This is a genomic window from Acidocella sp. KAb 2-4, from assembly GCF_020567705.1.
GTDB lineage: Bacteria > Pseudomonadota > Alphaproteobacteria > Acetobacterales > Acetobacteraceae > Acidocella.
The window spans coordinates 189,821-211,087 of record NZ_JAJDJU010000002.1 but is presented as its reverse complement, the minus strand read 5'-3'; the positions used below and the strand labels follow the sequence as shown (position 1 = coordinate 211,087).

The window sequence follows — 21,267 nt, the reverse complement described above, 5'->3', positions numbered from 1 at the left end:
CTACCGAAGACTTCTTTTTCTGCTCGGATAAGGCGCGGCTCCGGTCTGCTTCCCCATTTCTGCACACATATCGCGCCCTGCCGGAGCGGAGCCTTGCTGCCCGCACCGGCCCCGGCCGCGCGCACCGGAGTTTTTATGACCAAAAGAATGTTGATCGACGCCAGCCATGCGGAAGAGACCCGCGTGGTGGTTCTGGATGGCACCCGGCTTGAAGATTTCGACGTCGAGACCGTCACCCGCAAGCAAATCAAAGGCAATATCTACCTCGCCAAGGTAATCCGGGTCGAGCCCAGCCTGCAGGCGGCCTTTGTCGAGTATGGCGGCAACCGCCATGGCTTCCTCGCCTTCGGGGAAATCCACCCGGATTATTACCAGATCCCGGTCGCTGACCGCGAGAAGCTACTGGCCATGCAGGCCGAGGAAGAGGCCGCCCGCGCCGCCGAGGAAGCCGAGGAAGAAGCCGAGGAGCCCCAGCCCGAAGCCGCCCAGGCGCTGGACATCAAGCCGATCGAGATCGTCGCCGCGCCCCCGCCCGAGGAGCCGGAGCCGCATGGCGAGGTACTGGAGGAGCCGACCGGCATCGCCGAGGCGCTGAGCGAGCCGGCAGCCGCCGACGAAGAGATCGCCCCCGACCCGGAAGCCCCGACCGTGTTCGAGCCGCTGCCCGAGGAGGAGACCGCCGCCGATGAGACGGCGCCGACCGAGGCCGCGCAGACCGACGCCGAATACGCCGAAGCCGCCGAGGGTGGCGCGCCGGAGACGGTGGTCGAGAGCATCGCGACCGAGGACGCGGTGGAGATCATCGAGCCTGAGGCCCCGGCCCCCGAGCAGATCGGCGGCGATGGCGACGACGCCGCGGAAGCCCGCGAGCGCCGCCTGCGCCAACGCTTCCTGCGCAATTACAAGATCCAGGACGTGATCCACCGCCGCCAGATCATGCTGGTGCAGGTGGTCAAGGAGGAGCGCGGCAACAAGGGCGCCGCCCTCACCACTTATCTCTCGCTGGCCGGGCGCTTCTCGGTGCTGATGCCCAACTCCCCCACCGGGGGCGGCGTCTCGCGTAAGATCACCAGCCAGGCCGACCGCCGCCGCCTGAAGGAGGCGATGACCGAGCTCGACGTGCCCTCCGGCATGGGGCTGATCGTGCGCACCGCCGGCGCCAACCGGCCCAAGCCCGAGATCAAGCGCGACTGCGAATATTTGCTGCGGCTGTGGGACGACATCCGCGACAAGACTATGGAATCCACCGCCCCGGCGCTGATCTATGAGGAGGCCAACCTCATCAAGCGCGCCATCCGCGATGTTTATACCCGCGATGTCGAGGATATTCTGGTGGATGGCGAGGAGGGCTTCCGCGCCGCACGCGACTTCATGCGCATGCTGATGCCGAGCCAGTCCCGCAAGGTGCAGCTTTGGACCGAGGGCCAGCCGCTCTTCTCCAAACATCAGGTCGAGGCCCAACTCGACGCGATGCTGAGCCCCTTGGTGCAGCTGCGCTCGGGTGGTTACATCGTGATCAACCAGACCGAGGCGCTGGTCGCCATCGACGTGAACTCGGGCCGCTCCACCCGCGAGCGCAATATCGAGGACACGGCCCTGCGCACCAACCTGGAGGCCGCCGAGGAGGTGGCCAAGCAGTTGCGCATGCGTGACCTCGCCGGGCTGATCGTGATCGACTTCATCGACATGGAGTCGCGCAAGAACAACGCCGCCGTCGAGCGCAAGCTGAAGGACGCGCTGAAGCACGACCGCGCGCGCATCCAGGTGGGCAGCATCAGCCATTTCGGCCTGATGGAGATGAGCCGCCAGCGCCTGCGCCCCTCGCTGACCGAGGCATCGCTGATCGTCTGCCCGCATTGCGCCGGCATGGGCCACGTCCGCTCGCCCGAGAGCGCGGCGCTGCATATTCTGCGTGCGATCGAGGATGAGGGCGCGAAATTCCGCGCCGCCGAAATCGCCGTCACCCTGCCGCCCGAGATCGCCTTCTACCTGTTCAACCACAAGCGCGAGCGGCTCTCGGTGATCGAGGAGCGCTACGCGATGCGGGTGGTGTTCAACCCGGATTCGACGCTGGCCGGCACGAATTTCCGCATCGAGCGGCTGAAGGCGCAGACCGCGCCGCCCCCCACCCCGGCCCCCGTGCGCCCCGAGCGCCAGCTCGCCGCCCCGGTGGAGGAGATCGCCGAGGAGGAAGCCGAGGCCGAGACCGAAACCGAGGAGAGCGCCGCCGAGAAGGCCGAAAACGGCGACCGCAAGCGCCGCCGCCGCCGCCGCGGCAAGCGCCGCGACGAGCGCGGCGCGCCGGAAGCGGCGGAAGCCGCCGAGGGCGAGGCCGTGACTGAGGAAGCCGCGCCGGAAGTGCCCCCGGTGATGGCGGAGGATCAGCCCTCAGAGATCGATCTGGTGCTGGAAGCCGCCCTTGGCGCGCCGGAGGAAGAGCCCGCGCCGCCTGCCCCTGCGCCCGCTGAGGCCGAGGCGCCCGCCGCCGAGGAAGCTCCGGCGAAGCGCCGCCGCAGCCGTGGCGGCCGCCGCAGCCGCACCGCCGACGACGAAGCCCCGGCTGAGGACGCCGCCCCGACGCCGGTCTATGCCGATATCGCGGATATTTTCGAGGCCGCCGAGCGCGCCGAGGAAGAAGCCCGCCGCGCCGCGCGCGAGGCCGCCGAGGCCGCGCAGCCGCTGCTGGCCGAGGAACCGGTTGCGGTGGAGAGCGTCGAGGACCTCCCCAGCGCCGCGGCCGAGGACGCACAGACCACCGCCGAGCCGGTCATCATCGCGCCGGAGCCCCCGGCGCCGGAAGCCCCGGCTGAGGAGCCCGCCGCGCCGGAACCGGTGGTGAAGCCGATCATCGTCGGCGCCACCGAGGCCCCGGCGGCCAAGAAAACCGGCTGGTGGCGCCGCTAATCTTACGTTTCGTAACCTCAATGGCGGCGGCAACGCCGCCATTTCACTTGAAAAGCCCGCGAAACGGAAGAATCATACGCTTAAGGGCGTCATGCCCTCATAAGGAGCAGTATCTTCCATGGCTTTAAACCCCAATAATTCCTACCGCACGGCGCAGAGCGGCTTCTCCGCCTATGGCAGCGCGGCGCTGGATGCCGGCCTGCGCGCCTATATGCTGCGCGTATATAACTGGATGGCATCCGGCCTCGTGCTCACCGGGCTTGTCGCCTACGCCATCTTCGCGGTGCCCGCGCTGCACGCGCTGTTTTACACCACGGCGCAAACGGCCCAGGGCTACACTGTCGAAGTGCCGACCATCCTGAGCTATATCGCCATCTTCGCGCCGCTCGCCTTCGTCATGGTGTTGAGTTTTGGCGTCAACAAACTCTCCACCCAGGCGGCGCAGACGCTGTTTTGGGTGTTCTGCGGCACCATGGGCGCCAGCCTCAACAATATCTTCATGGCCTACACCTCCACCTCGATCGCCGAGGTGTTCTTCATTACCGCCGGCACCTTCGCCGCCATGAGCCTCTATGGCTACACTACCGGCAAGGACCTCACGAGCTGGGGCAGCTTTTTCTTCATGGGGCTGATCGGCCTGATGCTCGCCATGCTGGTCAACATCTTCCTGCATTCGGCGGCGATGGCCTTCGCCATTTCCGTGATCGGCGTGCTCGTCTTCGTCGGCCTCATCGCCTACGACACCCAGCGCATCAAGGCCGACTACATCCAGTTCGGCAGCGCCTATGGGGTGGATATGGCGAACAAGCGCAGCGTCTACGACGCGCTGCAGCTCTACCTGAACTTCATCAACCTGTTCCTGTTCCTGCTGCAGCTCTTCGGCCAGCGCAACAACAGGTAATCACCGCCACCAGGCCGGAACGGAGGGAAGTTTATGTCCACATCATTGGTACTGACCTTTATCGGGCCCGACCGGCCCGGCCTGGTGAACGAGATTTCGCAGAAGATCGCGGCAGCGGGCGGAAGCTGGCTGGAGAGCCGGCTGGCCCATCTGGCTGGGCAATTCGCCGGCATCGTGCTGGTGCGGGCGCCCGCGCAGGCCGCCGCCGCGCTCACCGCCGCCCTGGCCGAGCTGCGCGCCGATGGGCTGAGCGTGACCGTGACCGAAGGCAGCGAGCGTGCCCCCGCGCAGGATTACGAGGCCCTGACGCTGGACGTGCTGGGCCATGAGCGCCCCGGCATCGTGCGCGACGTGACCCAGACCCTGCGCAAGCTGGGCGTGAATATCGAGGAGCTGAGCAGCACCATCGAGAGCGCGCCCTTCACCGGCGAAGAGATGTTCCGCGCCGTGTTGAAGGTGAGCATACCCGCGCATGTGGCGGTGGACGATGTACGCCGCAGCCTGGAGCAGCTCACCCAGGAATTGATGGTTGATGTGCGCGGCGCGACCGAGGCGGTGGCAGGCTAATCCGCCGCCCCAGCCTGCGTGATGGCGGCTGGCGCCAGCCAGTGCGAGAGATCGCGCCCGAGCAGCTCCTGCAGGAGCAGAATATCGTCGCTGAAATAGTCTTGCAGTTCGGCGCGGAGTTCGGGGGAGAGCCTCGGCTTGTCCAAGAACTTGTAATTGAGCTTGTGAATAAACCTGCCGACGCCGATCCCGAAATTCGTGTCGATGCCTGATTTGGCCTTGGCTGCGGCGAGAACATGAGGCATCCGCGCCAGCAAACTTGACCGCACGACTTTGAGGCTATTTTTAACTGGAAAATCCGTGCGCCCGTCATCATCGACGCCCAGGAAGTCGAGAAGGGACAAATACACACCACGCGGGTCGGCCTGCACGTCATCAAGCAAAATCACAAACACGCGCTCACTCGGCACGTGCTCGTACAACCGCCTCAATTGGGCGCCAATACGCCAAAACTCAAAGAGCTCGACAAATGGGGAGCGCGGGGCTGACTTCGCGGCATCCGCGATATATGGCGCGTTCTGCCGCCATTGCTCCTCAAAGCTTCCCAATTTCTAGCCCAAATCCGCGCATTGCTGCGCGTAGGACGAGGGCGCGATCTCAACTGGGGTGCGCAGGCACACAATGTATTTCGCCCGTCCGCCTGTATGGGCTTCGACGCCCGGCACAGCCACGCGCGACGCCAGATAGGAGGTCGAACCTTCGCCTACGGCCTGATGCTTCGCCGTCGCCGGCCGGAAGAGCGTCTCGTATTGCTTGGGCGTGGGGCGGGCTTTGTATTCGACGTCAGAATTAAAGAAATGCGGTTCCTTGAGCGGCGAAAAATACACCTGCGGGTGTTCCGCCAGCCAGGAGGCCCATGAGGTGGTGCCGCATTTTGGCGCGCCGATGATGAAGAAATTCGGCTTGCGCGTCATCGGGGCTTAGCGCCCCAGCGCAGCCATGAACTCAGCCCATTCGCGCTTGGAGAGGCCGGATGCCTCCTGTGTCACCGCCTCCCCCGCCAGCATCCGGCGCAGCAATTCCAGCATCTTGGCCGAGAACGTCACCGCCCCCAGCCGGTAATCGCGGAAGGCGGCATAGCTCAGCGGCACCCAGGCCTCGACGATTTTCATCATCGCCTCGGCATAGACGCGGATCTCGTATTGCGCGTGGGCATCCGCGCGCAGGCGCAGGAAGTGGAAGAGATTGTGCAGGTCCGTCTTCCAATACCATTGCGTGTAGGTGTTGAGGGTGAGGTTCATGCGCGCCAGTTCACGCGCCAGGCCGGTTTCCTCGTCCAGCATTTCCTCATAATGGCCGTAAGTCTGCTCGGCGTCCTCGCGCAGCAGGCCCAGCACGCGCTCCGCCGTGGCGGCGTCCAGCACCTCGCCTCTGCCCTGGTTGTTCACCTTGGATTGTTTGGCCAGATGCGCGGGCGCGGGCAGGTAGTAATCCTTGTCCAGCACCGAATAGCGGGCGGAATACTCGTTCACATTGGCGGTGCGGTGGCGGATCCATTGCCGCGCCACGAAGATCGGCAGCTTCACATGGAACTTGATCTCGCACATCTCGAATGGGGTGCTGTGCCAATGGCGCATCAGGTAGCGGATCAGCCCGGCATCCTCCAGCGCCTTGCGCGTGCCGCGGCCGTAGGAGACGCGCGCGGCCTGCACCACGGCGGCGTCATCGCCCATGTAATCGACCACACGGATGAAGCCATGATCCAGCACTGGGACGGCGGTGAACAGCAATTCCTCCAGCGCCGGCACGGTGGGGCGCAGGGTGGTGCGGGTGGCGGCGCGGGCGGCCTCGATCTCGGCCAGTTGTTCGGGCGTTAGGGTCATGCCGGTTACATAACACCGCCCCCCTTCCACAGCCAGCGCACCGGCCCTATATTGGCGGTGTCAGCTTGCTGACTATGGCGATAAACGGTGCGTGGAATAAGCGTTATGGACCCGGGGGCAGTACCCGGCGCCTCCACCATTTATCGGCCGGCCCGGCAACGGGCAGGCTGGTTACATGGGGGCGAAACAGACTCGACATGCGTGGTAAAGACCCACTTTTTGCTCGGCATTGTACCGCCGTTATCGGGCTAATTTTTAAATGCGAACGATAACAACGTTGCATTCGCTGTCGCTGCCTAAAAACAGCTAAGCGCGGTTCGGGGGGCACCGGGCAACAGAAGCCCCCCACTTCCTCCCCGCCATGCAATGCCATGCCCATCCCCACGCCGCCTGTTTGGCGTGCAGGCAAAAAAAAGGCGGTGCAAAAATGCACCGCCAAGTTTAGGGAGGAAACGTCCAAGAAAATAGGAGAGATAACTCATCCTATGCCCCATTATATACGTCAGACCTCCGTTCCTGTGACAGAGCTTATTTCGCAGCGCAGCGATGAAAAATTGCAGGCATCCTGTAATTTTTTTCATAAGCTTTTCGCGCCTCCCCCCAAAGATGCACGATGCTTCAGCATCTTAGGTCGGCAACATCACGATTACGGAAGCCTGCGCCGCAATTCCCTCGCCGCGGCCGGTGAATCCCAGCTTTTCCGTGGTTGTCGCCTTCACCGAGACCTGCCCGATCTCGACGCCCATCAGCTCGGCCAAGCGCTCGCGCATGGCCTCGGCATGCGGGCCGATCTTCGGGCGCTCGCAGATGATGGTGATGTCGGCATTGGCCAGCTTGCCGCCGCGCGCGGCGATCCGCCCCGCCGCGTGGCGCAGGAACCGGGCAGAATCCGCGTCCTTCCAGGTATTCTCCGAGGGCGGGAAATGCCGCCCGATATCGCCCTCGGCCAACGCGCCATAAATCGCGTCACACAGCGCATGGATGCCGACATCGGCGTCGGAATGCCCGGCCAGCCCCTTTTCATAGGGGATTTTCACCCCGCAGATGATCATCTCGCGGTTTTCCGCCATCGCGTGAACATCAAAACCAGTGCCGATGCGGGGGATCATGCGTGTCGCTCCATGTCTTGCCGCCCCGAGATGTACGGGCTGGCGGCGAATGGTCAACCTCCCCTGCCGCTAAGAGATTGCAAGCCGGCGCGGCGGCAGGTAATTTGCACAAATCATGAGCAATTCCACCCCGCCTCAGATCAAACCGGTCACGCTCGGCTCCGGCGCCCGGCAGGTGACCCTGCCGCATCCGGTCATCCTCGCCCCGCTCTCGGGGGTGACGGACCTGCCCTTCCGCGCCCTGGTGAAGGAGATGGGAGCCGGGCTGGTGGTCTCGGAGATGATCGCCTCCTGGGCGATGGTGCGCGAAAACCGCAACACGCTGCGCATGGCCGAGGTGGTGGCCGGAGGCGGCCCGTCCTCGGTGCAGCTCGCGGGCTGCGAGCCGGCGGCGATGGCCGAGGCGGCAAAGATCGCCGTCGGGCTGGGCGCGGATCTGGTTGACATCAATTTCGGCTGCCCGGTGAAAAAAGTGGCGATCGGGCAGATGGCCGGGTCGTCGCTGATGCGCGACGAGGTGCTGGCGGGCAAGATCCTGGAAGCCACCGTCCGCGCCGTGGACGTACCGGTGACGCTGAAGATGCGCATGGGCTGGGACCATAACAGCCTGAACGCCCCCCGGCTCGCGCGCATCGCGGAGGACTCGGGCATCACCCTGGTCACGGTGCATGGGCGCACCCGCCAGCAATTCTACGAAGGTGTCGCCAACTGGGATTTCGTGCGCGAGGTGAAGGCGGCGGTGAAGCTGCCGGTGATCGTGAACGGCGACATCACCACTATATATAAAGCCGAGGAGGCGCTGCGCCGCTCCGGCGCCGATGGCGTGATGATCGGCCGCGGCTCCTACGGCCGCCCCTGGTTTCTGCAACAGGTGATCGATTATCTCACCACCGGCCAGATCACCCCGGCCCCCAGCCTGGCCGAGCAAAAACAGATCCTGCTGCGCCATTACCGCGCCATCCGCGCGCATTTTGGCGAGACCGGCGGCGTGCGCCTCGCGCGCAAGCATGTCGCCTGGTACAGCCACGGGCTGCGCGGCTCCGCCGCCTTTCGCGCGCAGATGAACCGGCTGGATAATGGCGCCGCGGTGGAGGCGCTGATCGACGAATTCTACGACCCGCTGATCGCGCAGGGCTTCGTCCGCCAGGATGAAATGCCCCCCGCCGGCGGGCCAGGCGAGAGTGCTCCGGAAGCCCGCGCCGCATGAACCGTCTGGGCAAGGCGCTCGGATTGGTCAAACGGCCGGCCGTCCCCGCGCCCATCGATCCGGCGCAAATCCTGGAAACCCTGCCCCTCGCCGTGGTGGTGCTGGACGAGGCCGACAGCTTCCTCGCCGTTAATTACGCGGCCGAGGAATTCTTCGGCGCCTCCAAGGCGCTGCTGCTGCGCACCCCGCTCAGCACCATCCTGCCAGTCGACCACCCGGTCTTCCTGCTGCTGGAGCGCGCCCGCCGCGCCGGGGTGAGCATCGCCGAGCATAATCTGGTGCTGGAAGGCCCGCGCCTCACCCGGCGCGGCTGCTCGGTGCAGGCGGCGCCGATGGTCGACCAGCCGGACCACATCGTCCTCACCTTGCAGGACGAATCCGCCGCCCTCGCGCTGAACCAGCAGATTTCGGCCCGCAACGCGGCGCGCAGCCTCACCGGCATGGCGGCGATCCTAGCGCATGAGGTGAAAAACCCGCTCTCGGGCATCCGCGGCGCGGCGCAGCTGCTGGAAATGAGCGTGCCCCCCGCCGACCGCGAGCTGGCCGTGCTGATCCGCGACGAGGCCGACCGCATCCGCGCCATGGTCGAGCGCATGGAGACCTTCGGCGAGAAGAAGCTGGAGCATCACGGGGTGAACATCCACCGCGTGCTGGAGCATGTGCGCAAACTGGCCAGCAGCGGCTTTGCCAGCAGCGTCAAATTCGTCGAGACTTACGACCCCTCGCTGCCGCATGTGCTCGGCAACCGCGACCAGCTCATCCAGGTGCTGCTCAACCTAGTTAAAAACGCCGCCGAGGCGATTGCCGGGGCGGACCGCCAGGATGGCGAAATCCACCTCACCACCGGTTTCCAGCATGGCGTGCGGCTCTCCGCCTCGGCCGGGCGGGCGCGGCCCAATTTGCCGATCTTCGTCGCCGTGCGCGATAACGGCCCCGGTATCCCCGAGGATATCCGCCGGCATCTGTTCGAGCCTTTCGTCTCCACCAAGGCGGCCGGCTCGGGGCTGGGGCTGGCGCTGGTGGCCAAGATCGTCGCCGACCATGGCGGGCTGATCGATGTCGATAGCCGCCCCGGCCGCACCGAATTCCGCATCCACCTGCCGGTGTATGAAGACCCGAACGAAAGCGCCTGACCGCATCATGACCCTGCCGACCATCCTCATCGCCGATGACGACCGCTCGATCCGCACCGTGCTCACCCAGGCGCTGGGCCGCGCCGGGTATCAGGTGCGCGCCACCTCCTCCGCCGCCACGCTCTGGCGCTGGGTGGAGGATGGCGAGGGCGATGTCGTCATCACCGACGTCATCATGCCCGACGAGAACGGGCTCGATCTGATCCCGCGCATCCGGCGCGTGCGCCCCGAGCTGCCGGTGATCGTGATGAGCGCGCAGAGCACGCTCACCACCGCCGTGCAGGCCACCCAGCGCGGCGCCTTCGAGTATCTGCCCAAGCCGTTCGACCTCGCCGATTTGCTGGCCGCGGTTGACCGCGCGCTGAAGCAGCCCGTGTCGCTCACGGCCCAGGCCAAGGCGGCGGAACCAGCGGAGGACGAGGCGCTGCCGCTGATCGGGCGCAGCCCGGCGATGCAGGAGATCTACCGCGTCATCGCCCGGCTCACGACCACCGACCTCACCGTGATGATCAACGGCGAATCCGGCGCGGGCAAGGAACTGGTGGCGCGCGCCCTGCACGATTACGGACGCCGCCGCAGCGGCCCGTTCGTGGCCATCAACATGGCCGCCATCCCGCGCGAGCTGATCGAATCGGAACTGTTCGGGCATGAGCGCGGCGCCTTCACCGGGGCCACCAACCGCCATGTCGGGCGCTTCGAGCAGGCCGCCGGGGGCACGCTGTTCCTCGACGAGATCGGCGACATGCCGCCCGAGGCGCAGACCCGCCTGCTGCGCGTGTTGCAGGAGGGCGAATACACCACCGTCGGCGGCCGCCAGCCGATCCGCGCCAATGCCCGCATCATCGCCGCCACCCACCGCGACCTGCGCGCGCTGATCCGCTCCGGCCAGTTCCGCGAGGATCTGTTCTACCGGCTCAACGTGGTCCCCATCCGCCTGCCGCCCCTGCGCGAGCGGCCCGACGACATCCCCGTGCTGGCGCAGCATTTCCTCAACAAGGCGCAGGCCGAGGGGCTGCCGGCGAAAACCATCGACCCCGCGGCGATGGCGCTGCTCTCGTCCTATCGCTGGCCGGGCAATGTGCGTGAGCTGGAAAACCTGATCCGCCGCCTGGCCGCGCTGGTGCCGCAGCCGGTAATCACCGCCGAGATCATCGCCGCCGAGCTGGCCGAACACGAGGTGGCCGAGGACCCCGCGCCCGCCGCCGCCTCGCCCGAGGAGGCCGACAGCATGGCCGCCGTGGTCGAGCGCCATATCGCCCGGCTGCTCGCCACGATCCGCGAATCCGGCGAGGAGGGGGTGTTGTATGACCGCGCCTTGGCCGAGCTGGAGCGCCCGCTGCTCCGCATGACCCTGGCCGAGACCCGCGGCAACCAGATCCGCGCCGCTGCCCTGCTCGGGCTCAACCGCAACACGCTGCGCAAGAAGATCCGTGAACACGGCATCGGCGTGCAGCGCCGGGTCGGGTAAAGGGCTGGCCGTGCCGCAAGATCTGCCGCTGCTGCCCGATGGCGCCGACACCCCGCCGCGCTCGGGCTGGGCCTATGTCGTGGACCTGATGCTCGGGCGCGTGGCCACGCTGCTGGTCGCCTCCTCGGCGCTGCTGCTCAGCTTGGCCTCGTTCGGCGTCCTGGCCGGGCGGGTCAAGCTGTCGGTGCATTCGGGAGTGGCGGTGGGGATGATCATCGCCGATTTCGCGGCGCTGCTGCTGCTCATCATCGTGCTCGCCGGACGCATCACGCGCGTGATGCTCGAACACCGGCGCGGCGCCGCCGGGGCGCGGCTGCATGTGCGCCTGGTGTTTCTGTTCGGCGGCGTGGCCGCGGTGCCGGCGATCATGGTGGCGGTGTTCGCCATCGTGTTCTTCAATTTCGGCATCCAGGCCTGGTTCAACCAGCGTGTGCAAACGGCGCTGGACGAGAGCAACCAGGTCGCCCAGGGCTATCTGACCGAGCATGAGAACGACATCCGGCTCGACGCCCTGGCCATGGCCAACGACCTTTCCCAGGGCGGGGCGGTGTTCTTCGGCAATCCCAACGAATTCGCCTCCTACCTCGTCACCCAGGCGACCGCGCGCGGCCTCACCCAGGCGGTGATCTTCGAGCCGCTGAATGGCGAGATCGTTGCCTCCGCCGGGCTGTTCGCGGGCATGGCGGCCACGGTGCCGGATACGCGCATCATCGCCATGGCCAATACCGGTCAGGTGCCGGTGGTCAGCCCCCCGGGCAGCACGGTGGAGCAGGCCGTGGTCAAGCTCGACATGACCCCGCCGATGATGCTGATGATCGAGAAGCCGACCGACCCGGCGATCCTCGACCATGTGGCCAAGACCAAGCAGGCCGTGGCCGAATATCAGCGTTTGTCGAAGAACCGCGCCGGGCTCGAGGTCTCCTTCGCGCTCATCATCGCCATTCTGTCGCTGCTGGTGCTCTCGGCGCTGATCGGTTTCGGCCTGGTTATCGCCAACCAGATCGCCAAGCCGATTGGCCGCCTGATCCGCGCCGCCGAAAGGGTGCGCGGCGGCGATCTCGCCGTGCGCGTGCCCGAGACCGCGACCGGCGACGAGGTGGCAGGGCTGTCGCGCGCCTTCAACCGCATGACCGCGCAGCTCGCCGCCCAGCGCAACGAGCTGCTGGACGTGAACAACCAGCTCGACGAGCGCCGCCGCTTCACCGAGACCGTGCTCGACGGCGTCTCCGCCGGGGTGATCGGGCTAGACAAGACCGGCCGCGTCGAACTGCCCAACCGCGCCGCCTCGGAATTGCTGCGCATCGACCTGCTGCCCCGGATTGGCCAAAATCTGGCCGATGTGGTGCCCGAATTCGCCCCCCTGATCGCGGCCGTGATGGCGGCCCCCGAGCGCCCGGCAACGGCGCAGGTGGAGCATGGGCTGGCCATGCATAAGCGTGTGCTGCTCGTGCGCCTGGGCGCGGAGATGAATTCTGGGGTGCCGGATGGGTTTATCGTGACCTTTGACGACGTGACGGAGTTGATGGCGGCGCAACGCAAGGCGGCCTGGGCCGATGTCGCCCGGCGGATCGCGCATGAGATCAAGAACCCGCTCACCCCGATCCAGCTCTCCGCCGAGCGGCTCAAGCGCCGCTTCGCCAAGGAGATCACCTCCGACCCCGAAAGCTTCACCCAATGCGCCGAGACCATCGTGCGCCATGTCGGTGATATCGGGCGCATGGTGGACGAGTTCTCCTCCTTCGCGCGCATGCCCGCGCCGGTGATGCGCCCCGAATCGCTGGAGCGCATTGCCCGTGAGGCGATGGTGCTGCAACGAGTCGCGCATCCGCAAATCGAGTGGGAGGTGAGCATCGACGCCCCCTTGCGCGCCGTGTGCGACCGCCGGTTGCTGGGCCAGGCGCTGACCAACCTTCTGCAAAACGCGGCGGATGCGGTAGCGATGCGCGACGGGGCGAAGCATGTCGCGCTGCGGCTGGCGGCGCAGGGCGGCATGGCCGTGCTGAGCGTGACCGATGACGGCATCGGCCTGCCGGAGACCGACCGCGCCCGGCTGATCGAACCTTATGTGACGCACAAGCCCAAAGGCACCGGGCTCGGTCTTGCCATCGTCGCCAAGATCATGGAGGACCATGGCGGGCGGCTGGAACTGAAACCCGCGCCCGGCGGGGTGGGGGCCGAAGTGTCCCTGAGCCTGCCGGCGCTCAACGAAACAACGGCTGAACAAGATGTGAGGGAGTTGCCCGCGGAATGACCGAAATTCTGATCGTGGATGACGAGCCGGATATCCGCATGCTGGTCGAAGCGATTCTGCGCGACGAAGGCTACGAGGCCCGCAGCGCCGGGAATTCCGACGAGGCGCTCGCCGCCTACCGCGCGCGCCGCCCCAATCTGGTGATCCTCGATGTCTGGCTGCAAGGCTCGAAGCTGGACGGCATCGGCATTCTGGAGGCGCTGCACCAGGAGGTGCCGCGCGTGCCGGTGGTGATGTTCTCCGGCCACGGCACGATCGAGACCGCGGTCGCCGCCATTCAGCGCGGCGCCTATGATTTTATCGAGAAACCGTTCAACTCCGACCGGCTGCTGCTGGTGGTCAAGCGCGCGCTGGAAGCGGCGAAGCTGACCCAGGAGAACGAGGAGCTGCGGCGCCTGCGTTATGACGGCGAGACCAACCTGATCGGCGACAGCCACGGCATCGCCGCCCTGCGCGCGGCCATCGACAAGGTTGCCCCCACCGGCTCGCGCGTGCTCGTTTCCGGCCCGCCCGGCGCCGGCAAGGAGACAGTGGCGCGCATGATCCACGCCCGCTCGCGCCGCGCCGACGGGCCGTTCGTGGCGCTGAACTGCGCGATCCTGGCGCCCGAGCGGTTTGAGATCGAGCTGTTCGGCATGGAGCCAGGGGCCGAGGGGCCGGGCGCGCCGCGCAAACCAGGGGTGCTTGAGCGCGCCCATGGCGGCACGCTGCTGCTCGACGAGGTCTCCGAATTGCCGCTGGAAACCCAGGGCAAGATCGCGCGCGTGCTGCAGGAGCAGAGCTTCGAGCGCGTGGGCGGGGCGAGCCGGGTCAAGGTCGATATCCGCGTGCTGGCGACCACGGCGAAGGATCTGCAAGCCGAGATCGCCGCCGGGCGCTTCCGCGAGGATCTGTATTACCGCCTCGCCGTGGTGCCGCTGCGCGTGCCCTCGCTCAAGGAGCGGCGCGAGGACATCCCCGCCCTGGCCGAGTGCTTCCTCAAACACGCCGCCGAGGTCTCGGGCCTGCCGCAACGCCATCTCGCCTCCGACGCCGTGGCCGCGCTGCAGGCGCATGACTGGCCGGGCAATGTCCGCCAGCTGCGCAACATCATGGATTGGCTAATGATCATGCGCTCCGGCGAGCCGGGCGAGCTGTTCCATGCCGAGCAGCTGCCGACCGAACTCTCCTCCCACGCGCCGCAGGCCCTGGCCATCGACCCGGAGGCGGATGTGCTGGCCTTGCCGCTGCGCGAGGCGCGGGACGTGTTCGAGACCCAATATTTACAGGCGCAGCTTTTGCGCTTCGGCGGCAATATCTCGCGCACGGCCAATTTCGTCGGCATGGAGCGCAGCGCCCTGCACCGCAAGCTCAAGCAGCTCGGCATCGGCGCCGAGGATAAGCCCGGGGCGTAAGCTCAGCCCGGCGGCAGCTGCGCCGGGATGCTGATCACGGCGCATAGGCCGGGATTATTGTCGAGCAAGTGCAGCGTGCCGTTATGCAGCTGCGCCACCGCTGCCACCAACGCCAGCCCCAGCCCGGAGCCTGATGTGTTGCGCGCGGCCTCGGCGCGGAAGAAGCGCTCGGTGGCGCGGGCGCGGTCAGCCGGGGCAATGCCGGGGCCGTGATCGGCCACGGTGATCTCCACCACCCCATCACGCAGCAGCGCCGAGAGCCGGATCACCGCCTCGGGGGCCGAGAATTTCAGCGCGTTATCGAGCAGATTCGCCACCGCCTGCTGTACCAGCTCGCGGTCGCCGAACACGGGCAACGGGCTGGAGATGGCGGCGTGAAGTTGCAACCCGCGCTCCTCGGCCACGGCGTGGTAGAGTTCGTCCATATCGCGCAGCATCGGCGAGAGATCGACCGTGACAAACGCCGCCCGGCGCGCCCCGGCCTCGATCTCGGCAATGCGCAGCAACGCCTCGAACACGCGCACGATGCCGTCCAGATCCTGGGTTGCGCGGTCGATCGCGGTCTGCACCGGCTCCGGCACGTCGGCATGGGCGGCGACATCCTCAAGCCGGGCGCGGGCGCGGGTGATGGGCGTGCGCAGATCATGCGCGATCGCATTGGAGACCTGGCGCACCCCGTCCATTAGCCGGGAGATGCGGTCCAGCATGTCGTTGATCAGCCCGGCCAGCTCGTCGAACTCGTCCCCCTTGCCGGTGCGCGGCACGCGGCGCGAGAGATCGCCCTGGGCGATGGCGCGGGTGGTGCCGGAGATATCGCGGATCACCCCGCGGAACTGGGCGCGGATCAGCAGCACGCTGAGCACGCCCAGCACCAGGATCAGGCTGGCGGTGCCGATCATGGCGTCGCGCAGCATGTCGCGCAGCCCGGTCAGGGCGCGCACATCGCGCCCCACCAGCAGCGTGCCGCCGCTTGGCAGCGTTGTGGCGCGCAGCAGCGCGGTGGAGGGCTCGCCATCGCGGCGCACCGGCAGCCAATACCAGGTTTGCATCTGCGACAGCCCGGCCGGCCATTGGTCGAGATTGCCGGCCAGCCGGGTTCCGGTGGTATCCATGAACAGGTAGATGCGGTCGGCATCCTGCGGCGAGGCCAAGCGTTGCTGCAGCGCCGCCACCACCGAAGCCGCGCCGCCGAACTGGTCATGTTCGATCAGCAGCGAAATATCGTCGGTGATGGAGCTCTGCACCTGCCGCTCCAGCAGGGTGGAGGTGGAGCGCCAGACCGAGACGGCGAGCACGAAGGCCGCCAGCGCGAACACAACACCGTAGGCGAGAGCGAAGCGGATGCCCGCGGAGCGGATCAGCTTCAGCCCGCGCGGCCGGATGTGCGCCTCCGCCCGGGCCGTCTCCGGCTGGGGGCGCAGCTCCGGCGTCAGGGGCGGGGTGCTGTCCATGCGGCGGGCGCGGCTCCGGGCTTACGCCTCCTCGGCGCGCAGCATGTAGCCGGCGTTGCGCACCGTGTGCAGCAATTGCTGTTCGAAGGGCTTGTCGATCTTCTGGCGCAGGCGCGAGATATGCACGTCGATCACGTTGGTCTGCGGGTCGAAATGGTAATCCCACACGCCTTCCAGCAGCATGGTGCGGGTGACCACCTGGCCGGCATGGCGCATCAGATACTCCAGCAGACGGAACTCGCGCGGCTGCAGCTCGATCTTCTGCGCGCCCCGGCGGACGCTGCGCGAGAGCAGATCCATCTCCAGATCGCCCACCGCCAGCCTCGTCGCCGGGCCGTCGCCCTTGCCGCGCCGGGCGAGCGCCTCCACCCGCGCGAGCAGCTCGGCGAAGGCGAAGGGCTTGGTCAGGTAGTCATCGCCCCCCGCCTTTAAGCCGCGCACGCGGTCATCCACCTGGGTCAGCGCCGAGAGGAACACGACAGGCGTGGTATTGTCTTGCGCCCGCAACGTTTCGAGCAAGCGCAGACCATCGATGCCGCCCGGTAACATGCGGTCGAGGATGATCGCGTCGAAATTCTCGGACGCCGCCAGGAACAAACCGTCGCGCCCGTTATCGGCGGCCTCCACGGCATGGCCGGCCTCGCGCAACCCCTTGATCACAAACGCGGCAACGTCTTTGTCGTCCTCAACGACGAGTATACGCATCGCTATTCTCCAAGCTGGGCCGGCCGGCGGCCGACCACGACCTGCACATGGGACAGGTGACCGTTAGAATTAACCTTAAGCTGCACCTTACCGCCCGGCGGCGTCGAGGCAATGTCACGCGTCAAGTCGGCGGCGTCGGAGATGACCTGATTGTTAACTGATACAACCATATCGCCCGGCTGCAATCCAGCCTCATCCGCCGGTCCGCCCGGCTCAACGCCGTTGATCACCGCCCCCGCCGCCCCGCTCGCGGCATCACCCACCGACACGCCGAGCCAGCCGCGCGCCACCGCGCCATGCGCGATCAGCGCCGCCACCACTGGCGCCGCGCTATTGCTGGGAATGGCGAAAGCCACCCCCACCGACCCGCCGGAAGGCGAGACGATTGCTGAATTTATGCCGATCACCCGCCCCGCCATGTCAAAAGACGGACCACCCGAATTGCCGGGGTTGATCGGCGCATCGAGCTGCAGGAAATGGGTGAATGGCCCGTCACCGACATCGCGCCCCTCGGCCGAAACGATGCCGAGCGTGAACGAATTGCCTAATGCGAAGGGATTACCGGCGGCCAGCACCCAATCGCCCACCCGCATCTGGGCGGAATCGCCCCAGCGGGCCGGGTGCAACGGCGAAGATGACGAGATTTTAATGACAGCAATATCAGTGAGATCATCCGCCCCCACCAGCCGCGCGGTGTAACGCGTGCCGTCATCCAGGGTGACGGTGATGTGCGCCGCGCCCGCGATCACATGGTCGTTGGTGACGATCATGCCGTCGGGGCTGATGATGAAGCCCGAGCCGGCAGCCTCGGTGATCGGCGGCTGATGCGCGCCCGCGGGCTTGGCCGGGGCGGTGGACTGGCCCGGCGCCTCGGTGACGGCGATGCCGACCACGCAAGGCGCCACCGAGGCCACCAGCGGCGCCAGCGAGTTCGGCGTGCCAGGAAACGGCACATCGCCCCAGGCGCAGGGCGCCGCCATCGCCACGGCCAGAGCCGCCATCATTCCGTCCCGCCTCGTCCTGCTCCGCATACCGCTCCGCCTGCCTCCTCCGCCACTCATCGCGCGCCAGCGCGGCTTTTGCCGTCATCATAGCCGAACCGCGCCGGATTGCTTATATATTTGCGGCACGGACATGAACCTTGCCACAGGAGGCCGGAGCATGAGCGAGTCGGACAACAAGACTGAAACCGTCGATGTCGAGTTTCTCAAGCGGGAATTCGAGCATCTCCGCGCCGAGCTGGCCGGAGCCAAGGAGCGGCTGAGCGGCAACGCGCATGAGGCGATGGAGCGCATCAACGCCTATCTGCACAATGCGGGCCTCACCTCCCGCGTCGAGTCGTTGGAGGACGACCTGGAGGAACTGGCCGGAAAGCTGAAGGATACGGGCCGGGACGCGGTGACACGGCTGGAGCATGAGGTCTGCGCCCGCCCGCTAACCAGCGTCGCAGTCGCCTTCGGCATCGGTCTGCTGGCCGCGCGCCTGCTGGGGCGGCGCTAGCGCATGGGCCTGACACGCTGCGCCGGCCGCATGGCCCGCAATGCCGCGCTCTGGGGCGCGTGCGCCACCATCGCGCTCGCCCTGGTGCTCACCGCGCTCGGGTTTCTCATCGCCGGGCTCTATCTCTGGCTGGCCCAGGCGGTTGGCTCGGCGGCGGGCGCGGCCATCACCGGCGGGGCGTTGCTGCTGCTGGCGGCCCTGACCGGGTTGAGCGGGGCGCTGCTGCTGCGCCGCCCGCGCCAACCCGAGCCCAGCCCGCTGGCCGATCTCGCCATGGTCGCCGCCGGCTTGGCGCTGGAGGGCCTGCTCACCGCGCGGCGCAAGCCGAAAAAAGAGGCTTAACCGGCGGCGAAGGTCTCAGCCTGGCGCAGCAGACGCAGGAAATTGCCGCCCCAGATCTTTTGCAGCTCGGCATGGCCATAGCCGCGCCTTGCCAGCTCGGCGGTGAGCGCCGGAGCCTCGGCGGCGTTGCGGAAATCCCGCACCTCGCCGCCGCCGTCGAAATCTGTGCCGATGCCGACATGGTCGATGCCGATGCGGTTGACCACGTAATCGACATGGTCGGCAATGTCGGCGACCGACACATCCTGCGTCCGCGCCTTCGGGCGCAGGAAGTTGGAGACGATGGTGATCTGCACCAGCCCGCCGGTGGCGCCGAGCGCGTCGAGCTGCTCGTCATCGAGGTTGCGCTTGTGCTCGCACAGCGCCCGCACGCAGGAATGCGAGGCGAAGACCGGCACGCGCGAGCGCGCCACCGCCTGCAGCATCGTGGTTTTCGCGGTGTGCGAAATATCCACGAGAATGCCGAGCGCGTTCATCCGCGCCACCACCGCCTGCCCGAAATCAGAGAGCCCGCCATAGAGTGCTGGCGGGTCATCCAGGCTCGGCAGCGGGATCGCGGCGTCACCAATGGCGTTATGGCCGTTATGGGTGAGCGTGATGTAGCGCACCCCGCGCGCGGCGAATTCATCGAGATTGGCAAGATCGGTGCCGACCGCATAGCCATTCTCAATGACCGGGACGATGCCGGGCCGGCCTGCTTGATAAGCGGCCTCGATGGCGGCGGCGCTGGGCGCCAGCACCCCACCCGAGCCATCGGCCGGGGCCATGGCGGCGATCTCGTCCAGCATGGCGCGGGCGCGGGCGGTGGCGGCTTGGTGCCCGGCGGCATCGCGCGGCCCCTGCGGCACGTAGGCGACGAAACAGGTGGCGGCGATGCGGCCCCGGCGCATCTTCGGCAGATCGACGCAGCGCGGCCCATCCTCGAACACCGAGAGGCCGGGCGGCCAGGGGATATCGACATGCGTATCGATGGCCAGGATGCCATCATGCGGATCACTCATCATCGTCTCCAAGGTTGAGCGCCCGGCACCCGGCGTCAAGCGCCTTGCGCATCACGCTGGGCAGTTGCGCCGTGGCGGCAGGGGCCATCAGCGCCCCGCGCGGCAGCGCCGCCCGGCGCGCGGCCAGCACGCTCAGGGTGAGGCTGAAATGGGTGAACACATGCTCCACCGCGCCTGCCTCCCGCCAGGCGGCGCGCAGGGGCGGCGACTCGGGCAGCGCCAGCATGCCGCCGAGCAGCCCGGTAGGCGGGCGGCGCAGCAGCAGCACGTTATCGGCGGCGTCGAGCAGCACATAGGCGGTGCCGGTGCGGCGCGGCCGCGCGGGTTTTTTCGCCCGCGCGGGCAGGCTCGCCGCCACGCCCTGGGCATGGGCGCGGCAATGCGCCCGCCACGGGCAGGCCGGGCAATCGGGCGATTTCGGCGTGCAGATGGTGGCACCGAGGTCGAACAGCGCCTGCGCGAAATCCCCCGGCGCGGCCTGGGCATCCTGGTCGGCAATGAAGCCCTGAGCGGCGGCGGCGATTTCGGCCTTGCCCGCGGGCAGCGGCGTGGCGATGGCGAAGATGCGCGCCGCCACGCGCTCCACATTGCCGTCCACCGGCAACGCCGGCAGGCCAAAGGCGATCGCCCCCACCGCATTGGCCGTGTAGGGGCCGATGCCCGGCAACGCCCGCAGCCCCTCGACACTGCGCGGAAACCCGCCCAGCGCCGCCACCGCCTGCGCGCATTTGTGCAGGTTGCGCGCCCGCGCGTAGTAGCCAAGCCCGGCCCAATGCCCGCACACCTCCTCCACGCTGGCCGCCGCCAGATCCTCGATGCGCGGATACGCGGCCAGAAATTTGGCGTAATAGGGGCGCACCGTGGCCACCACGGTCTGTTGCAGCATGATCTCGGAGAGCCAGACGTGATAAGGGTCTGCCGCCTCGCCCGGGGCGGCGCGCCAGGGTAAGTGGCGGCGGTGTTGCACATACCAGGAAAGGAGTGGCCGTGCCGGCGGAGAGAAAGAAGCGGGTCGCACAGACACCAATTGTGCCCCCGGCGGAGCCGGTGCGCAACTTCGCGCCGCGCGGCATCGCCGCGCTCATCGCGCCGCTCACGCGCCCGGTGTTCCGCCGCCGCGCCCCAGCCGCCGCGCAGCTCCTGGCCGACTGGCCGCAACTCGCCGGGCCCGAGCTGGCCAGCCGCGCCGTGCCGGTGAAATTCGCGGGCGGCACGCTCACCCTGGGCTGCACCGGCCCCACCGCGATGGAATTGCAGATGCTCGAGTCGCAGATCGTCGCGCGGCTCAACCTCGCGCTCGGCCATGCCAGCGTCGAGCGCCTGCGCTTCGTGCAGCAATCGCCGCGCCTGCCCGCCGCCGCCCCGCGCCGCGCCGCGCCGCGCGACATGCCGCCGCCGCCCGGCCTGCCCGAGGGCGAGCTGGGCGCGGCCCTGGCCAAACTCTATCGCGGCCTAAAAACCCGTGGATAACCGCGATTCCTGATTCGACTCCGAGACGCAAACCCGGCTAC

Annotated in this window: 19 protein-coding genes, 1 other RNA gene and 1 pseudogene; 12 read left to right on the top strand and 9 right to left on the bottom strand. The window is 67.4% G+C overall.

Features of this window, described 5'->3' with window-relative positions; genetic code table 11:
- Positions 1-135 precede the first annotated feature (135 nt).
- The 3 genes from LI953_RS02655 to LI953_RS02645 all read left to right on the top strand — a co-directional run bounded on the left by LI953_RS02655 (position 136) and on the right by LI953_RS02645 (position 4,372).
- Positions 136-2,904 (top strand): ribonuclease E/G, encoded by a 2,769-nt coding sequence (locus tag LI953_RS02655; RefSeq protein WP_227074473.1) that lies wholly within the window; start codon positions 136-138, stop codon positions 2,902-2,904.
- Between the two features lie 118 nt (positions 2,905-3,022).
- The gene (locus LI953_RS02650; protein WP_227074472.1) at positions 3,023-3,805 is read left to right on the top strand and encodes a Bax inhibitor-1/YccA family protein; all 783 of its coding nucleotides are present in this window, start codon (positions 3,023-3,025) and stop codon (positions 3,803-3,805) included.
- 33 nt (positions 3,806-3,838) lie between these two features.
- Positions 3,839-4,372 carry a glycine cleavage system protein R gene (locus tag LI953_RS02645; protein WP_227074471.1) on the top strand — a complete coding sequence of 178 codons (534 nt, stop codon included), beginning with the start codon at positions 3,839-3,841 and terminating at the stop codon, positions 4,370-4,372.
- On the opposite strand, the gene LI953_RS02640 is transcribed toward LI953_RS02645, so the two are convergent.
- Genes LI953_RS02640 through thyX form a run of 3 tightly spaced genes read right to left on the bottom strand, consistent with a single transcriptional unit; the run spans position 4,369 to position 6,195 of the window.
- A complete protein-coding gene (locus LI953_RS02640) occupies positions 4,369-4,920 on the bottom strand; it encodes a hypothetical protein (RefSeq protein ID WP_227074470.1) in 552 nt (183 codons plus the stop codon). The genes LI953_RS02645 and LI953_RS02640 overlap by 4 nt on opposite strands.
- Before the next feature lie 3 nt (positions 4,921-4,923).
- Positions 4,924-5,286: a sulfotransferase gene (locus LI953_RS02635; RefSeq protein ID WP_227074469.1), complete on the bottom strand. Its 363-nt coding sequence runs from the start codon at positions 5,284-5,286 to the stop codon at positions 4,924-4,926.
- Positions 5,287-5,292: 6 nt separating this feature from the next.
- Positions 5,293-6,195 (bottom strand): FAD-dependent thymidylate synthase, encoded by a 903-nt coding sequence (gene thyX / locus LI953_RS02630; protein ID WP_227074468.1) that lies wholly within the window; start codon positions 6,193-6,195, stop codon positions 5,293-5,295.
- Positions 6,196-6,215: 20 nt separating this feature from the next.
- On the opposite strand from thyX, the gene ssrA reads away from it, so the two are divergent.
- Positions 6,216-6,545, top strand: a transfer-messenger RNA (tmRNA) gene (gene ssrA, locus LI953_RS02625).
- 276 nt (positions 6,546-6,821) lie between these two features.
- On the opposite strand, the pseudogene ispF reads toward ssrA, so the two are convergent.
- Positions 6,822-7,304: pseudogene (gene ispF / locus LI953_RS02620) on the bottom strand (2-C-methyl-D-erythritol 2,4-cyclodiphosphate synthase); the annotation flags it as partial.
- 115 nt (positions 7,305-7,419) lie between these two features.
- Here ispF and dusB point away from each other — a divergent pair.
- The 5 genes from dusB (at position 7,420) to LI953_RS02595 (ending at position 14,757) form a co-directional block, all read left to right on the top strand.
- A complete protein-coding gene (dusB, locus tag LI953_RS02615) occupies positions 7,420-8,511 on the top strand; it encodes a tRNA dihydrouridine synthase DusB (RefSeq protein ID WP_227074467.1) in 1,092 nt (363 codons plus the stop codon).
- Positions 8,508-9,644: a nitrogen regulation protein NR(II) gene (locus tag LI953_RS02610; protein ID WP_227074466.1), complete on the top strand. Its 1,137-nt coding sequence runs from the start codon at positions 8,508-8,510 to the stop codon at positions 9,642-9,644. Before dusB ends, LI953_RS02610 begins: the two co-directional genes overlap by 4 nt.
- 7 nt (positions 9,645-9,651) lie before the next feature.
- The gene (gene ntrC, locus LI953_RS02605) at positions 9,652-11,112 is read left to right on the top strand and encodes a nitrogen regulation protein NR(I) (RefSeq protein ID WP_227074555.1); all 1,461 of its coding nucleotides are present in this window, start codon (positions 9,652-9,654) and stop codon (positions 11,110-11,112) included.
- An 88-nt stretch (positions 11,113-11,200) separates the two neighbouring features.
- A complete protein-coding gene (locus LI953_RS02600) occupies positions 11,201-13,363 on the top strand; it encodes an ATP-binding protein (protein ID WP_370635748.1) in 2,163 nt (720 codons plus the stop codon).
- Entirely contained in the window at positions 13,360-14,757 is a 1,398-nt protein-coding gene (locus LI953_RS02595; RefSeq protein ID WP_227074464.1) for a sigma-54 dependent transcriptional regulator, read from the top strand. The genes LI953_RS02600 and LI953_RS02595 overlap by 4 nt, the downstream gene beginning before the upstream one ends.
- Before the next feature lie 2 nt (positions 14,758-14,759).
- Here LI953_RS02595 and LI953_RS02590 read toward each other — a convergent pair whose 3' ends face one another.
- Genes LI953_RS02590 through LI953_RS02580 form a run of 3 tightly spaced genes read right to left on the bottom strand, consistent with a single transcriptional unit; the run spans position 14,760 to position 17,917 of the window.
- Positions 14,760-16,208: a HAMP domain-containing sensor histidine kinase gene (locus LI953_RS02590; RefSeq protein WP_227074463.1), complete on the bottom strand. Its 1,449-nt coding sequence runs from the start codon at positions 16,206-16,208 to the stop codon at positions 14,760-14,762.
- A gap of 21 nt (positions 16,209-16,229) precedes the next feature.
- Entirely contained in the window at positions 16,230-16,913 is a 684-nt protein-coding gene (locus LI953_RS02585; RefSeq protein ID WP_227074462.1) for a response regulator transcription factor, read from the bottom strand.
- Between the two features lie 2 nt (positions 16,914-16,915).
- Positions 16,916-17,917, bottom strand: a complete 1,002-nt coding sequence (locus tag LI953_RS02580; protein ID WP_227074461.1) for a S1C family serine protease — start codon at positions 17,915-17,917, stop codon at positions 16,916-16,918.
- Positions 17,918-18,074: 157 nt separating this feature from the next.
- On the opposite strand from LI953_RS02580, the gene LI953_RS02575 reads away from it, so the two are divergent.
- Entirely contained in the window at positions 18,075-18,413 is a 339-nt protein-coding gene (locus tag LI953_RS02575; protein ID WP_227074460.1) for a YqjD family protein, read from the top strand.
- 3 nt (positions 18,414-18,416) lie between these two features.
- Positions 18,417-18,755, top strand: coding sequence for a hypothetical protein (locus tag LI953_RS02570; RefSeq protein WP_227074458.1), 339 nt, complete (start codon positions 18,417-18,419; stop codon positions 18,753-18,755).
- Here LI953_RS02570 and LI953_RS02565 read toward each other — a convergent pair.
- Both LI953_RS02565 and LI953_RS02560 read right to left on the bottom strand, forming a co-directional pair.
- Positions 18,752-19,759 carry a dipeptidase gene (locus LI953_RS02565; RefSeq protein ID WP_227074457.1) on the bottom strand — a complete coding sequence of 336 codons (1,008 nt, stop codon included), beginning with the start codon at positions 19,757-19,759 and terminating at the stop codon, positions 18,752-18,754. The genes LI953_RS02570 and LI953_RS02565 overlap by 4 nt on opposite strands.
- Positions 19,749-20,723, bottom strand: coding sequence for an A/G-specific adenine glycosylase (locus LI953_RS02560; RefSeq protein ID WP_370635736.1), 975 nt, complete (start codon positions 20,721-20,723; stop codon positions 19,749-19,751). The genes LI953_RS02565 and LI953_RS02560 overlap by 11 nt, the downstream gene beginning before the upstream one ends.
- Before the next feature lie 20 nt (positions 20,724-20,743).
- Between LI953_RS02560 and LI953_RS02555 the strand changes: the two genes are divergently transcribed.
- A complete protein-coding gene (locus LI953_RS02555) occupies positions 20,744-21,226 on the top strand; it encodes a DUF721 domain-containing protein (RefSeq protein WP_227074450.1) in 483 nt (160 codons plus the stop codon).
- The last annotated feature ends 41 nt before the right edge of the window (positions 21,227-21,267 follow it).